Source organism: Delftia sp. 11MD (genome assembly GCF_050907895.1).
GTDB classification, from domain to species: Bacteria; Pseudomonadota; Gammaproteobacteria; order Burkholderiales; family Burkholderiaceae_C; genus Comamonas; species Comamonas tsuruhatensis.
On the sequence record NZ_CP194333.1, the window covers coordinates 129,187 to 143,879 of the forward strand.

Annotated in this window: 13 protein-coding genes; 10 read left to right on the forward strand and 3 right to left on the reverse strand. The window is 69.5% G+C overall.

The window, feature by feature from the left end; genetic code table 11:
* Positions 1 to 274: 274 nt before the first annotated feature.
* From ACRSCF_RS00580 to ACRSCF_RS00620, 9 genes are all read left to right on the forward strand, one after another.
* Complete coding sequence (locus ACRSCF_RS00580; RefSeq protein WP_244387700.1) at positions 275 to 1,744, forward strand: efflux transporter outer membrane subunit; 1,470 nt, start codon at positions 275 to 277, stop codon at positions 1,742 to 1,744.
* Positions 1,741 to 2,895 (forward strand): ABC transporter permease, encoded by a 1,155-nt coding sequence (locus tag ACRSCF_RS00585; protein ID WP_016447361.1) that lies wholly within the window; start codon positions 1,741 to 1,743, stop codon positions 2,893 to 2,895. The genes ACRSCF_RS00580 and ACRSCF_RS00585 overlap by 4 nt, the downstream gene beginning before the upstream one ends.
* 15 nt (positions 2,896 to 2,910) lie before the next feature.
* Positions 2,911 to 3,669 carry an ABC transporter ATP-binding protein gene (locus ACRSCF_RS00590; RefSeq protein ID WP_016447362.1) on the forward strand — a complete coding sequence of 253 codons (759 nt, stop codon included), beginning with the start codon at positions 2,911 to 2,913 and terminating at the stop codon, positions 3,667 to 3,669.
* The gene (locus ACRSCF_RS00595; RefSeq protein WP_244387701.1) at positions 3,666 to 4,610 is read left to right on the forward strand and encodes an HlyD family secretion protein; all 945 of its coding nucleotides are present in this window, start codon (positions 3,666 to 3,668) and stop codon (positions 4,608 to 4,610) included. Before ACRSCF_RS00590 ends, ACRSCF_RS00595 begins: the two co-directional genes overlap by 4 nt.
* Positions 4,603 to 5,307, forward strand: a complete 705-nt coding sequence (locus tag ACRSCF_RS00600; RefSeq protein WP_016452236.1) for an MtnX-like HAD-IB family phosphatase — start codon at positions 4,603 to 4,605, stop codon at positions 5,305 to 5,307. The genes ACRSCF_RS00595 and ACRSCF_RS00600 overlap by 8 nt, the downstream gene beginning before the upstream one ends.
* Before the next feature lie 174 nt (positions 5,308 to 5,481).
* Positions 5,482 to 6,423, forward strand: a complete 942-nt coding sequence (locus tag ACRSCF_RS00605; RefSeq protein WP_016447365.1) for an alpha/beta hydrolase — start codon at positions 5,482 to 5,484, stop codon at positions 6,421 to 6,423.
* A complete protein-coding gene (locus tag ACRSCF_RS00610) occupies positions 6,413 to 6,781 on the forward strand; it encodes an EamA family transporter (RefSeq protein ID WP_012202070.1) in 369 nt (122 codons plus the stop codon). Before ACRSCF_RS00605 ends, ACRSCF_RS00610 begins: the two co-directional genes overlap by 11 nt.
* Position 6,782: 1 nt before the next feature.
* The gene (locus tag ACRSCF_RS00615) at positions 6,783 to 7,277 is read left to right on the forward strand and encodes a DMT family transporter (RefSeq protein ID WP_016452234.1); all 495 of its coding nucleotides are present in this window, start codon (positions 6,783 to 6,785) and stop codon (positions 7,275 to 7,277) included.
* Positions 7,270 to 8,499, forward strand: coding sequence for a DegT/DnrJ/EryC1/StrS family aminotransferase (locus tag ACRSCF_RS00620; RefSeq protein WP_244387702.1), 1,230 nt, complete (start codon positions 7,270 to 7,272; stop codon positions 8,497 to 8,499). The genes ACRSCF_RS00615 and ACRSCF_RS00620 overlap by 8 nt, the downstream gene beginning before the upstream one ends.
* Before the next feature lie 36 nt (positions 8,500 to 8,535).
* Here the strand turns inward: ACRSCF_RS00620 and ACRSCF_RS00625 are convergent, their stop codons facing one another.
* From ACRSCF_RS00625 to ACRSCF_RS00635, 3 genes are read right to left on the reverse strand one after another with little or no spacing between them, the layout of a single operon-like run.
* Positions 8,536 to 9,441, reverse strand: coding sequence for an arginase family protein (locus ACRSCF_RS00625; protein WP_016447368.1), 906 nt, complete (start codon positions 9,439 to 9,441; stop codon positions 8,536 to 8,538).
* The gene (locus tag ACRSCF_RS00630) at positions 9,423 to 10,496 is read right to left on the reverse strand and encodes a GNAT family N-acetyltransferase (RefSeq protein ID WP_244387703.1); all 1,074 of its coding nucleotides are present in this window, start codon (positions 10,494 to 10,496) and stop codon (positions 9,423 to 9,425) included. The genes ACRSCF_RS00625 and ACRSCF_RS00630 overlap by 19 nt, the downstream gene beginning before the upstream one ends.
* A 7-nt stretch (positions 10,497 to 10,503) precedes the next feature.
* Entirely contained in the window at positions 10,504 to 11,877 is a 1,374-nt protein-coding gene (locus tag ACRSCF_RS00635; protein WP_016452231.1) for an aspartate aminotransferase family protein, read from the reverse strand.
* A 280-nt stretch (positions 11,878 to 12,157) separates the two neighbouring features.
* Here ACRSCF_RS00635 and ACRSCF_RS00640 point away from each other — a divergent pair, with 280 nt between their 5' ends.
* On the forward strand, positions 12,158 to 14,563 hold the full coding sequence (locus ACRSCF_RS00640; RefSeq protein ID WP_244387704.1) for a TonB-dependent hemoglobin/transferrin/lactoferrin family receptor: 2,406 nt from the start codon (positions 12,158 to 12,160) through the stop codon (positions 14,561 to 14,563).
* Positions 14,564 to 14,693: the final 130 nt, after the last annotated feature.

Below are 14,693 nucleotides of genomic sequence, written 5' to 3' on the forward strand. Positions count from 1 at the left end.
TATACCGACCTGTATGCGGCATTGGAATCGGAGTGTTCTGAAAATAAACTCGGAATCATCCGAGTCCGCGGTAATCTGGCGCGGTCCGCGACTGACTCCCGCCCGGGATGGGCAAGAGAGGCTTGCGCACGGCGCCGCGTTCTCCATGTTTCCTCCATAAAGCCTGCAACCTCGCGCAAGCTTGGCCGCGTCCAATGGCTATCCGGGGACATGGTTCCCTGGCCTCGTTTTCCCGGTCCTCCCCCTCGATCATCCCCTCCCGCCTGTCCATCCCGTGAACCACGCCGCCGCGACGCAACGCCTCTCCAGCCTGTGCCTGGGCGCCGCCCTGGCGCTGGCCGGCTGCTCATCGCCGCCCCCGGCACAGCTCGACGGCTCGGTGCCTGCGCAGTGGACACAGCCCCTGCCCGCCGCCGCGCCGGGCGCATCTGTCTCGACCGCCGCACCCGACCTGCAGGGCTGGTGGAAGGCCTGGGGCGATGAATCCCTCAACACCCTGGTCGAGGAGGCGCTGGCCGCCAACCTCGATCTGTCCCAGGCCCAGTCGCGCCTGCGCCAGCAGCGGCTGCTGGCGGGCACGGCCGGCGCTGCCTTCCGGCCCGTGTTCACGGCCGGTGCGCGCACGCTGCAGGACATCGCAGCCATCGACTCGTATTTCCACGCCAGCATCGACGTGAGCTGGGACCTGGGCCTGTTCGGCGCCCGCGAGGCCGGCGAGCGCAATGCCGCAGCTGCCGTGCTCGATGCACGGGGCCGCCTGCAGGCAGCGCGCGTGGCCCTGGTGGCCGACGTGGTGCACCGCTACCTGGACATCCGTATGGCCCAGCGCCAGCTGGCCCTGATCGACGAGCAGGCGCAGCTGGATGCGCGTGCCCTGCAACTGGCCCAGGTGCGCCAGCAGCAGCGCCTGGGCACGGCCGAGGCCGTGCGCCAGCTGCAGCTGCAGGCCGGCCAGAGCGCTGCCCTGCGTGCGGGCCTGCGTGAAACCCAGGCCCGCAGCGCCCACATGCTGGCCGCACTGCTGGGCCGCACGCGGCCCGATGCGCAATGGCTGCAGGCCGATGCGACAGCGCCGCTGCCTGGCCCGCAGGCGCTGGGCGTGGCGGTCCTTCCGGCCGACCTGCTGCGCACGCGCCCCGACATCCAGGTGGCGCAGGCCGGCGTGGAACGCGCCGCAGCCGAGCAGGGCATTGCGCAAGCGGCGCTGTACCCGCGCTTCGTGATCGGCGGCTCGCTGCTGTATTCGTTCAACATCACCCAGAACCTGCGCACGACGCAGGACAACGCGCCCACCTTCGGGCCGCAGATCGACATTCCCCTGTTCGACTGGGGCCGCCGCCGCTCGCAGGCCGATGCCAGCGAGCTGGCGCTGCAGGCTGCCATCCAGGGCTACCGCCAGAGCGTGCTGGACGGCGTGGCCGAGGTCGAATCCGCCCTGGCCGCCATCGGTGCCCAGCGCCAGCGCATCGCCGCGCTGCAGGACTCGCAACAGGTGCTGGCCGAGCGCGAACGCGTGCAGCACCAGCGCCAGAAGCTGGGCCTGGACAGCGAGTTCGGTGGTCTGGCGTCCCGGCGCGCCGCATTGCAGGCGCGCAGCGAGCAGACCACCGCCCTGGCCGCCCATGCCCTGGCCTATGTGGCGCTGTACAAGGCCCTGGGCGGCGCGCCGCTGCCTGCCGAGGACAGGCCGGAGGACGATTCCGGCAACGGCCCTGCGCCCGTGGCTCAGGGGGCATCCTCATGATCGCGCTGGCGCGCAAGACGCTGGTGCACGAGTGGCGCCGGTTCATTCCCTCCGTCTTCGCGGTGGGCTTCTCCGGCGTGCTGCTGGCCATGCAGGCCGCGCTGGTGCTGGGCATCTTCGGATCGGCCGCGCTGTATGTGACGGCGTCCTCGGCCGATCTGTGGATCGGCTACCCGGGCACGCAGAGCGTGAATTTCGGCCGCACCATCGGCCGCGACGTGGACATGCGCCTGCGCATGGACCCGGACATCACTGCCGTCGAGCCCTACGTCTGGGTCGATGGCGACTGGCGCTCCAGCACGCCGGCCGGCGGCGCGGCCAGCGAACACGGCGGCGGCGTGTCGGTCTACCTGTCCGGCATTGCCACCGATGATGCCTCCATGCTGTTTTCCCGCGTGCTCCAGCCCTGGCAGCGGCAGCGCCTGCGCGAACCCGGCGCCGTGATCGTGGACCGGGCCGACCTGCAGACGCTGGGCGCCAGCGAGGGCGGCGTGGCCTGGGTCAACAACCACCGCGTGCAGGTGGTGGCCGCCGTGGACGGGCTGCGCGGCCTGGGCGGCGTGAACGTGCTGGCCTCGCTGGCCACGGCGCGCGAGATTGCCGGTGACCCGGGCCAGGGCAGCACCTACTTCGTGGCGCGCGTGCGCCCCGGCGCCTCGGCCAAGGCCGTCCAGCAGCGCCTGAACCAGTCCACGCCCAGCTTCGGCCCCTACGAGGCATGGACAGCCAAGGAATTCGCGCGGCGCTCGCAGCGCTACTGGATGTTCGACACGGGCGCCGGCGCGGGCGTGCTGTTCATGGCCGTCATCGTCTGCCTGGTGGGCTCGGTGGTCACCAGCCAGTCGCTCAAGGCTGTGGTGGCTGCCTCGTCGCGCGAGTACGCCGTGCTCAACGCGCTGGGCGTGAGCCGCGCGGCCCTGGGCCGCGTGGTGGTGGAGCAGGCCTGCTGGATCGGCGGCCTGGGCTTCGTGATGGCCGCGCTGGCCAGCGCCGTGCTGCTGGCCGTGGCCACGGCCTACCGCGTGCCCGTGGCGCTGAACGCATCGGCCGTGCTGGCCTGTGCCGTGCTGGTGGCCGTGCTGTCCCTGCTGTCGGGCCTGGGCGCCATGCGCAGCCTGCTGCGCGCCGACCCGGCCACGCTGCTGCGCTGAAGACTTCCAGACACCATGAACGTGATGAATGCCTCTTCCCCCGCGCCCACGGCGGTGCCTCGCACGGCGCCCAGCCTGGAGGCCGTGCGGCTGTGCAAGTCCTTCCTGTCGGGCATGGTCAGCGTGCAGGTGCTGCAGGGCCTGTCGGTATCGCTGTACGCGGGCGAACTGAGCCTGATCTCTGGCCCATCGGGCTGCGGCAAGAGCACCCTGCTGTCGCTGATGTCGGGCCTGCAGGCGCCGGACAGCGGCTACGCCATGGCGCTGGGCGAGGACCTGGGTAAGCTGGGCACGCGGGCGCTGGAGAAGTTTCGCCTGCGCCACACGGGCTTCGTCTTCCAGGGCTTCAACCTGTTCCCGGCACTGACGGCCATCGAGCAGGTGCAGTTGCCCCTGGGCTACATGGGCCTGCGCAGCGACGAGGCCCTGCGCCGCGCGCAGCAGGCGCTGGACGAGGTCGGCCTGTCCCACCGCGCCCACATGCGCCCGGCCGAACTGTCGGGCGGCGAAAAGCAGCGCGTGGCCATTGCGCGCGCCATGGCCAAGGCGCCGCAGCTGCTGTTCGCCGACGAACCCACGAGTGCGCTGGATGCCGAAAGCGGCCAGCGCGTCATCGACATCCTGCACCGCGCGGCGCGCAACCATGGCACGACCGTGCTGTGCGTGAGCCATGACCCGCGCCTGGTGCGCCATGCCGACCGCGTGCTCGGCATGGAGGACGGCGCCATCCGCAGCGACTGGCGCCAGACCTCCCCGTTGAAGGAAAAACAATGAAGCACCCCCTGAGCGGCCTTGCCGCTTCCACTGCCGGACTGGCTGCGGCGCTGGCCGCCGCCGCGCTGCTGGCGGGCTGCGGTCCTTCGCACGATGCGCCCGCCAATGCGGGCCAGGCCAGCTCCAGGGCGCAGCAAAGCGGCCCGGCGGCCGTGGCCGTGGCGCGCGGCAAGATCGAGGTGGAAGGCGGGCTGCTGGACCTGTCGCCCGCCGTGGCCGGCGTGGTGCAGCAGCTGTCCGTCAAGGAAGGCCAGTCCGTGCAGCGCGGCCAGTTGCTGCTGAGGCTGGCCGACGAGACCGGCCAGGCCGACCTGGCCGTGGCCGAGTCTGAGGCCCAACTGGCCAAGGCCCGCCAGAAGGCACGCGCCGCGCGCCTGCCCCAGCTCAAGCAGACCCTGGCGCGCTGGCAGGCAGCGGCCCGCGAGGGCGCCGCCGATGCGCAGAACGTGGACGAGGCCGCGCAGGCGCTGCGCGATGCCCAGGCCGAGATCGACGTGGCCGCGGCCGAGGCCCAGGTGGCGCAGCGCAAGCTCGAACAATTGCGCGCCCAGAACAAGCGCCAGGAACTGCGCGCGCCCGAGGCCGGCACCGTGGTGCGCCTGGCCACCCACGCGGGCAGCCAGGCCGTGCCCGGCACGCCGGCCGTGGTGCTGCTGCCGCAGCGCCCGCTGCAGGTGCGCGCCGAAATCAACGAAAGCTTCGCCGCCGCCGTGCGCGAAGGCATGCGGGCCACGGTGACGCTGGATGCCGATGGCTCCGCACAGCAGCAGCTGCCTTCGGCACGCGTGCTGCGCATCAGCCCCGTCTATGGCACGGCGCGGCTGCAGGACGACCAGCAGCGCGGGCCGGTGCGTGTCATCGAATGTGTGCTGGTCTTCGAGCAAGCTCCCGCCGCCGCCGTGCGCGTGGGCCAAAACGTAAGGGTGCAGTTCCATGAATAAGCGCATTCCCCTGTATCTGGACACCGCCGCGCCCGGCTGGATGGTGCAAAGCGATTTCGACGGCACGATCAGCCTGCTGGACGTGACCGACACCCTGCTCAACCGCTTCGGCAAGCCCGGCTGGCAGGAGCTGGAAGACGCCTGGGAGCGCGGCGAGATCGGCTCGCGCGAATGCATGAAGGGCCAGGTCGCGCTGCTGGACATGGACGAGGCCGAGCTGCGCGCCCACCTGGACACCATCGAGATCGATCCCGGCTTCGCCGGCTTCGTGGCGGCCGCCCAGGCCCACGGCATGGTGGTGCAGGTGGTCAGCGACGGCATCGACTACGCCATACGCCATGTGCTGGAGCGCCATGGCCTGGGCCATCTGCAGGTCATCGCCAACCGTCTGGTGCCGACCGGCGAGCGCAGCTGGCGCCTGGACTCGCCCTGGGCCAGCGCGCAGTGCGCGCGCGCCAGCGGCAACTGCAAGTGCGAGCGCCTGGCCGAGCAGCAGGCCCAGCATGGCCGCGTGCTCTATGTGGGCGACAGCACCTCGGACTTCTGCGTCTCGGGCCGCGCCGACTTCGTGCTGGCCAAGTACAAGCTGATCGCCCACTGCGAAAGCCGGGGCATCGCCCATGCGCCCTTCGAGCATTTCGAGCAGGCCACGGCCTTGCTCGACAAGGTCGTCCTGGGCCTGGAGGCGCTGGCATGACATACCACCCCCTGAGTCGCTTCGCTCCTTCCCGTTGCACGGCGCCCCCCAAGGGGGACGACACCTTCGGTGCGGGGCGGCGCGGCCGGCCCAGGCCCTTCCTTGGTGTCTCTGGCTTCGGGGCACGCCATTTTCATGGACAGAGGGCGACGCGCAGCGTCATGGAAAATTGACATGAATTTGAGTGATGGGCTCTCCCTGGTTCAGCGCAGCGAGCCTGCCACGGGGCTGGACAGCGTCTGCGTGACCGAGCATGAATTCGTCATGCCCGGCACGGGCGCTGCCGCGCGCACCGGCGTGCTGCTGGTGCACGGGCTCACGGGCACGCCGGCCGAGATGCGCCTGCTGGCCAAGGGGCTGAACAAGCAGGGCTTCACCGTCTATGCGGTCCAGCTGGCCGGCCATTGCGGCAGCATGGAAGATCTCGTGGACACGCGCTGGACCGACTGGCTGGCCAGCGTGGAAGGCGGCCTGCAGCGGCTGTCGCAGCATGTGGACCATGTGGTGGTCGGCGGCCTGTCCATGGGCGCCGTGCTCTCGCTGGCCGTGGCCCAGCGTCATCCCGACAAGGTGGACGGCGTCTGCGCCCTGTCCACCACCTTCCGCTACGACGGCTGGAGCATCCCCTTCTACACGCGCCTGGCCTTTTTGCTGCCGCTGTTCCGCGCGCTGGGCATTGGCCGCCGCAGCGTGTTCATGGAGCAGCCGCCCTACGGCATCAAAGACGAGGCGCTGCGCGCACGCGTGGTCGAGCAGATGCACTCGGGCGACAGCGCGGCGGCCGGCCTGCCGGGCAATCCCTGGTGGTCCATCATCGAGCTGCGCCGCCTCTCGGCCCACGTGCTGGCGCGCCTGCCCCAGCTGCGCTCGCCCTGCCTGGTCATCCATGCGCGCAACGACGACATCTCGTCGGTGGCCAACGCCCACGACATCGTGCACGGCGCCAGCCAGGCCCATGTCGAGCTGGTGCTGCTGGACAACAGCTACCACATGGTCACCATCGACCGCGACCGCCGCACCGTGATCGCGCGCACCACCGAGTTCGTGGCGCGCATCGCCAGCGGTGCCGCCCCCCGCGAAGGCCGGGCTGTGGAGGCTGCGCCGCATGGGCAGTGATCTCTCGCCGCTGGTCATCACGCTGTGGGTGCTGAACGTGCTGGTGGACAGCGGCGGCCAGCTGGCCTTCAAGGCCGCTGCCAGCCAGCCCGGTGATCTGGACGGACTGGCGCGCTGGCGCTTCATGGCCTCCAGGCCCTGGCTGTGGCTGGGCGTGGGCTGCTATGTGGCCGAGTTCGTGCTGTGGCTGGCCTTTCTCTCGCTGGTGCCGCTGTCCGAAGGTGTGCTGCTGGGCTCCATCAATATCGTGGCCATCATGATCGCGGGCCGGCTGCTGTTTGCCGAGAAGCTGGCACCCATGCGGGTCGCCGGAATTGTCCTCGTGTCCATAGGCGTCGCCATCGTGGGCCTGCATTGAAATGAAGCGCTTTTATTTCATCGGCTTTCTGGTGCTCATGGCCTTCGACACGCTGGCCCAGCTGAGCTTCAAGCAGGCCGGCAATGCGGCGCTGCCGCTGGAGTTCTCGGTGGACTGGCTGGCGCGCGTGTTCGGCCAGCCCTGGATCTATGGCGCCTTCGTGGGTTACATCGGCGCCTTTTTCTCGTGGATGACCTTGCTCAAGCGCGCGCCCATCGGCCCGGCCTTTGCGGCATCGCATCTGGAGATTCTTTCCGTGCTGGCGCTGTCGTACTGGCTGTTCGACGAGCGCATAGGCATGCCCCAGATCATCGGCTGCCTGTTCATCGTGGCCGGCATCGCCTGCCTGGCGGTCAGCGAGACGCAGGAGGCCGAGGGGCCCGGCGCAGACGACGACACGCCGGGCCATGCGGGCGGCAATCCGGGCGCGGGTTCGGCCAGCGCGGGTGCCGCGCATCTGGCGGCCTCGGCCGAGCACGGCACGCACCGTGGCTGAACGCATGCTGCCGCCCACGGCGGGCCTGCCACTGCGCGCGGCCGACCTGCTGCCCTGGGGCGACGCGGACCTGGCGACGGCGCTGGCGCAGTGGCTGGGCGTGCCCGCCGTGCAGCTTGAATGCTCTGGCACCTCGGCGCTGATGGTGGCGCTGCAGACCCTGCGCCGCCTGGCGCCGGGCCGCAGCGAAGTCATCGCCCCCGCCTATACCTGCCCGCTGGTGGCCCTGGCCGTGGCGCACTGCGGCCTGCAGCTGCGCCTGTGCGACCTGCGCCCCGACACGCTGGACATGAGCCGCCACCATCTGCGAGCGCTGTGCAGCGAACGCACGCTGGCCGTGCTGCCCACGCATCTGTGCGGCCGCGTGGCCGACGTGGACACGGCCCTGGACTGCGCGCGCGCTGTGGGTGCCTGGGTGGTGGAGGACGCGGCCCAGGCCCTGGGCGCGCGCCTGCGCGGCGAGCCCGTGGGCTGGCAGGGCGATGCGGGCTTCTACAGCCTGGCCGTGGGCAAGGGCCTGACCACCTTCGAGGGCGGCGTGCTGCTGGCGCGCGACCCCGCGCTGCGCGAGGCACTGCGCGAGACACATGCAGCCAGCGTGCGCCAGGACCGGGGCTGGGAGTTGCGCCGCAGCCTGGAGCTGCTGGGCTATGCGGCGCTGTACCGCCCCGCCGGGCTGGACCTGGCCTATGGCCGCCCCCTGCGCGATGCGCTGTCGCGCAGCGACTGGGTGCAGGCCGCCGGCGATGATTTCGACGACGCCATTGCCCGCCATGAACTGGGCGCCTGGCGCCGCCGCGTGGGCCGGCGCGCACTGGCGCGGCTGGCGGACTTCCAGCAGCAACTGCTGCGTCAGGCGCGTGAGCGCGGCGCCTGGCTGTCGGCCATCGATGGCATCGAGGTGGTGGGCGACACCGTGCCGGGTGCGCAAGGCGTCTGGCCCGTGCTGCTGCTGCGCCTGCGCGATGCTGCCACGCGCGATGCGCTGCTGCGCGCGCAATGGGGGCGGGGCTGGGGTTTGTCGCTGCCCTTCGTCCATGTGCTGCCCGACTATGGCCGCTACGACCATGTGCTGGGCCTGGCACGCCAGGACGGGGTGGACCAGGGGCGCGACTGGGCGCAGCGCCTGGTGGCGGTGGGCAACAGCCTGTGGTTCGACGACGCGCGCTTTGGCGATCTGGTCCAGGTGCTGGAAAGCGCCATGAAGCAGGCCGCCGCCTGACCTCGCAGCACCGGTCGCCGCAGCTCCGGTGGGGCCTCAGCCGGCCTGCTGCAGACGCTCCACCAGGCGCTCGTTGAACGCATGCTGGCCCAGTTGCCAGGTGGCCAGCGTCTGCGCGCCGATCTGCGTGTCCTGGCCGTCACCCGCGCTCATCCAGCGCTTCCACCAGGTCGCGTAGCGCCAGGAAGACACATCGCCCGTGATGTCGCTGCCCACGATCTGGCCGGACAGCGCGCCAATGATGTCCATGGCTTCGCTCTCCAGCATGCGGCCCTGGTCCCAGTTGGTGCGCACCACCTCGGGCGCGAACACGTCCTTGTCGATGCTCAGGTAGGTGGGCTGGGCCTGCTCGCGCAGCATGCGCGCCAGCGTGCGCGACAGCTCGGCCACGCTGGCAAAGCTGCGAAAGGCCGAGTCCACGCCCAGGCGGCGCGCCCAGCCCGTGTCCACGCCCGCGCTCCAGTAGCTCAGGCGGCCGGCGCGCAGCGGCGTGAGGTAGTTCTCCCAGGCGTGCGCGCGGCCGATGTCGCCGGAGGTGATGCCGGCCACGTGCACATGCGAGACGGCCGGATGCAGGGCCACGCGGCGCACCCAGGAGCCGCAGTGCACGCCCCAGGGAAAGCGCATGTTGTCGGGGTGGTTGTCCAGCACGACCACGCGCAGCGGCCGGCCTGAGGACAGGGCCCGCGCCGCGATGCAGCGCTCGATCAGCGGCCAGCTCAGATGGTGGAAGTCGCCGCTGCCCATGAGGGCCGTGCCATGCGCGGCGGGCAGTTGCGCATCGAGCGCCGCGCGGAACCGCGCGAAGCGCCGCAGGCCGCAGCCGAAGCGCACCTGCTCCTGCCAGTGCTGCAGCGGCAGGCGCAGCTCGCCGGGCAAGGACCCCACCGAGCCATCCACATCCAGCACGACCGGCTGGGCATTCAGTTCTGTTCGCTCCATTGGCGATCGCTTTCGAAGTGGCCGGCAAAGCGCCGGCCCAGTGCGCGCAGCAGCGGATTGCGGATGAAGACCGCATGCTGCGTGAAGGTGAAGCTGGCGCCCAGCTGGGCCTTGACCTCGGGGTCGGTCCAGCCGGCCACGTAGTGGCTCAGGCCGCGTTCGATGGCGTATTCGAGGTTGACCATCCAGCTCACGAAGTAGAGGTTGGCCTCGCGTGCGGCCGGGTAGGACAGGCCGATGTACTTGTCGATCAGCTTGCCGCCGTGCTCGAAGCACAGGTTCCAGCCCAGCAGCGCGCCGGGCGCGCCGTCGTCCTGCAGCGCGCGGTACTCGAAGACGAGGCCGCCGTTGCCTGCATCGCGCAGCACGGCCGCGAAGAAATCGCGCGTGAGCCTGTCGAAGTGGATCTCGCTTTGCGCATACACCGCATCGAACAGCGCGTAGTAGGCATCGACGCAGGCGTCATCGGCAAAGGCCGCGCCCGTGGGAATGCGCTGCACCTGCAGCTGCGCGCGGCTTTTGAGCTTGCGGCGCAGGTTCTGGCGGCGGCTCCTGGACAGGCGCGCAAGGTACTCGTCCAGGCTGGAAAAGTCGATGGGCACATGGGCCAGGGCCTGGCCTTCGACCAGGATGAAGCCCGCATCGGCCAGGGCCTGCGCCAGCGCCCGTGCATGGGCGTTGTCGGCGTCCGGCAGCAGCGGGGAATCCTGGGGCAGGTCCTTGACGATGGTCAGCATGCGCCGGCCTGCGCGCGCACGCAGCGCGGCAGCCTGCTGGGCGGCAGGGATGCCCATGGGCAGCACGGCGTACTCGCTGACCGTGGTGCCCACGAAGTCGGTGGACAGGCGCAGCCGGCGCGACAGCCAGCCGCCACCGGGCAACGACAAAAGACGCGCCTTGAGCGCGTCGTCCGCCGTGGTCAGAAGATCGAAGGGCGCCGTGAAGGCCGGCGCCGGCCAGTCCTGCAGCAGTGCGAAGCCCTCGGGAGGATGGGCCGCGAACTGCGCGAGCAGGCCTGGGGGTTCGAGCTGGTTGTGCAGGCGCTCTGCGGGCATCGCGCCTTCAGGCCGCCTTGGCTTTCGTGAGCAACTGGTCCAGCAGGACCATGGCCTCGTCGATCTCGGGGCGCGAGATCATCAGCGAGGGCGCGAAGGTGATCACGTTCTTGTAGTAGCCGCCCACGTCCAGCACCAGGCCGCGCTTGCTGCCCTTGTATTCCAGGCCGCCTTCGAGGCCGATGTCCACCATCTTGTCCAGCAGCGCCTTGTTGGGCGTGAAGCCGTCTTCGGTGCAGATCTCGGCGCGCAGCGCCAGGCCCAGGCCGTCCACATCGCCGATTTCCTTGTGGCGCTTTTGCAGCTCCTTGAGGCCTTCGAGGAAGTAGGCGCCCGATTCGCGCACCTGGCGGCCGAAGTCCATCTCGTGGGTCATCTTCATGACTTCCAGGCCCAGGGCCGTGCCCAGCGGGTTGGAGGCGAAGGTGGAGTGGGTCGATCCCGGCGGGAAGATGGTGGGGTTGATCAGTTCCTCGCGCGCCCACAGGCCCGACAGGGCGTTGAGGCCGTTGGTCAGCGCCTTGGCGAAGACCAGCACGTCGGGCTTGACGCCGAAGTTCTCCACCGACCACAGCGTGCCGGTGCGCCAGAAACCCATCTGGATTTCATCGACCACCATCAGCACGCCGTGGTCGTCCAGCACCTTCTTGAGGCCCTTGAAGAAATTGGGCGGCGGCACGACGTAGCCGCCCGTGCCCTGGATGGGCTCCACGTAGAAGGCTGCGTACTCGCACTGGTTGGTCTTGGGGTCCCAGATGGCGTGGTATTCGTTCTCGAACTTGCGCGCGAATTCCCGGACGATGGAGTCCGCGTATTCCTCCGACGTCATGCCCTTGGGACGGCGGAACGGGTAGGGGAAGGGGATGAACTGCGCGCGGTCGCCGAAGTGGCCGTAGCGGCGGCGGTAGCGGTAGCTGGAGGTGATGCTGGAGGCGCCCAGCGTGCGGCCGTGGTAGCCGCCCTCGAAGGCGAACATCAGGCTCTTGCCGCCGCTGGCATTGCGCACGACCTTGAGCGAGTCCTCGATGGCCTGGGCGCCGCCCACGTTGAAGTGCACGCGGCCGGCATGGCCCCACTTGCGCTCCGCATCCTGGGCGATGAACTTGGCCAGCTCGATCTTGGTGGGGTGCAGGTACTGGCTGGCGACCTGGGGCAGGGTCTGCAGCTGCTCGATCATCTTCTGCTCGAGGCGCTTGTTCTTGTAGCCGAAGTTCACGGCCGAATACCACATCTGCAGATCGAGGTAGGGCGTGCCGGCCTCGTCGTACATGTAGCTGCCTTCGCAGCCCGAAAAGATCTTGGGGGGATTGACGTAGTGGACGGTATCCCCGAACGAGCAGTACTTGGCTTCGTCGGCCAGGAGTTGGGCGTTATTGGTCACAGCAAAGGGCTCCAGATATTCAGCCGCCGCAGTGTGAGCGGGCAATCTTGCTGCGCTGTCGAGTCTTTGTGTGGGGTTTGTGGAGGAGGTCCGCGCGGGACCGTGATCTGTCCCTGTGACGTAAATGATACAAAACAAATGATAATCATTATCAATTGGTGGGAGAATCGCGGAAAGCCAGCAGGAAGAAATCACACCCGGGGGGAATCAATGGTCTCGCAAGAGCACTCCGCGAAGAGGTCGGCAGCTAGCCAGCAACCCTCGTTCCCCGATTCCTGCCATGGCTCCATCTTCACGCTCCTGCGCCCCTGTCTCCCTTTTCTGGAATCCCTGCGCTGCGCCGGCCTTGCGGCCCAGCCTGCTGGCCGTGGCCGTGCAGGCCGCCGTGATCGGCCTGGCCACGTCCGGCGCCTGGGCCCAGCCCCGGCCTCAGGCCCTGGACGATGAGGCCCGGCTGATGGCGCAGGCACCCACCAAGGCACTGGCCCAGGTCGACGTGGTCGACACGGCCGAGCCCGCGCAGCGAACCCCGGGCGCCTCCACCACCGTCAGCGGCCCGGCGCTGGAGCAGGCCGGCAGCATGGCCGACGTGGTGCGCTACCAGCCCCTGGTCTCCGCGCCGGGCACGGCCTCGGGCACCAGCCGCAACCGCAGCAGCTTCGACCGCTCGGGCACCACGGGCTACAACATCCGCGGCATCGAGGGCAACCGCATCGGCATGGATGTGGACGGCGTCGAGATGCCCGACGCCACCACGCGCCCCTATGTGAGCCGTGTCGGCGCCAACACCTTCGGCGTGGGCCGTGACTTCATCGATCCGGAAATGTTCTCGGGCGTGGACATCCACTCCGGCACCACCACGGCGCGGCGCGCGGCCGGTGGCATCGGCGGCTCGGTGGGCTTTCGCACCAAGTCCGCCGAGGACTACCTGGTGGGCGGCAAGACCTCCTACCTGGGCGGCAAGATCGGCCACGACACGGCCGACCGCTCCTGGAACGAGAGCTTCACGGCCGCTGGCCGCTCGGGCGACCTCGACGGCCTGATCGCCTACTCGCGCCGCGACGGCCACGAGACGCGCAACCACAGCGCCATCGTCAACAGCTATCCCGACGACTGGAACTCCAACGCCCTGCTGCTCAAGGGCGGCCTGCGCATCAACCCGGCCCACCGCCTGGTGCTGTCGGCCGACCTGTATCGCCGCAAGAACGACACCTCCTTCCATGGCTGGGACACCACCAACACCAGCATCACCGAAAGCTCGCGCCAGAACAGCGACACCAGCCGCAACACGCTGCAGCTGCAGCACCTGTGGACCCCGGCCGGCGCCTGGGTGGACCAGCTGGACACGCGGCTGTACTTCCAGAACACGGACACCAACGACGTCACCGACACCACCACGCTGGCCACGGGCGCCAAGGTGCACAACGTCTCGGGCAACGAGACGCGCACCTGGGGTTTCTCGAGCACGGGCGACAAGCGCATCGACCGCCACCGCCTGAGCTTTGGCGTCAATGCCTCGACCCAGGACACGGAGCGCCCCTGGGCCGTGTCCGGCAACATGAAGCCCCAGCCCGACACCACCACCCGCCGCTACGGCGCCTTCCTGCAGGACGAGATCAGCTTCCAGGCCGGTGGCCGCCGCCTGGCGCTGATTCCCGCGCTGCGCGTGGACCGCGTGGAGATCAAGACACGCGACCTGGACAACTTCGTCTCGGGCGTGCTCACGCCCGCCGATGTCCAGAAGCTCTACGGCGGCACGCGTGGCAACACCATCCTCAGCCCCAGCCTGACCCTGGTCTATGACCTCACGCCCACGTTCAGCGCCTATGCCCAGTTCAAGCGCAGCGGGCGCGCGCCCTCGGCCGGCGAGATCTTCGGCTCGTGGAACATGGCCAGCAACTACAACACCGGCAACCAGTACGCGCTGGTCGGCAACCCCAACCTGAAGGAGGAAAGCAGCAATGCCTTCGACTTCGGCCTCAAGGGTTCGCCCACGCCTGGCGTAACCTTCAACAGCTCGGTCTTCTATACCAGGTACTCCGACTTCATCGCCTACACGCGCTACCTGCGCGCGGGCCGTCCCGACCTGTTCGTCAACGTGCCCGCCCACATCGGCACCATCTACCAGGCCGAGAACCGCGACAGCGCAAAGATCTACGGCTTCGAGGCCAGCGCGCGCCTGGACCACGGCCAGTGGATGCCCGCCGCCAGGGGCCTGTACTCCACCTGGGCGCTGGGCCTCAGCCGCGGCACCTCCAAGTCCTACTACGCAGGCGACAAGGATGTGCCGCTGGACAGCGTGCTGCCGCGCAAGGCCATCGTCGGCGTGGGCTATGACGCACCCGCCCGGCAATGGGGCCTGAACCTGACCGGCACTTTCGTCGCGGGCAAGCAGGCCGTGGCCACCAACCGCGACAGCTACCAGAACGCGGGCACCGGCCTGACCGACTCGACCACCGAGCTGTTCCGCGTGCCCGGCTATGCCATCTTCGACCTGGCCGGCTACTGGCAGGTCGCAAAGAACGTGCGCCTGAACGCCGGCATCTACAACCTGGGCGACAAGCGCTACTGGGACTATTCCAGCACCCGCAGCCTTCAGCCCGGCGTGGCGCGCGACCGCCGCGACATCGAGCTGCTGAGCAACCCGGGCCGCACCTTCGCCGTGTCCATGAACGTTGCGTTCTGAGCACCCTGCGCACCATGCCATTGCACCCACGCCACCTTCACTTGCCGCGTGGCGCGGATCCGAGGAGTTTCTCCAGGGGCCGGCCGGCCTTCCCTACAGCGGCGGTGTCGGCCGGAAAGCCTCCACCACC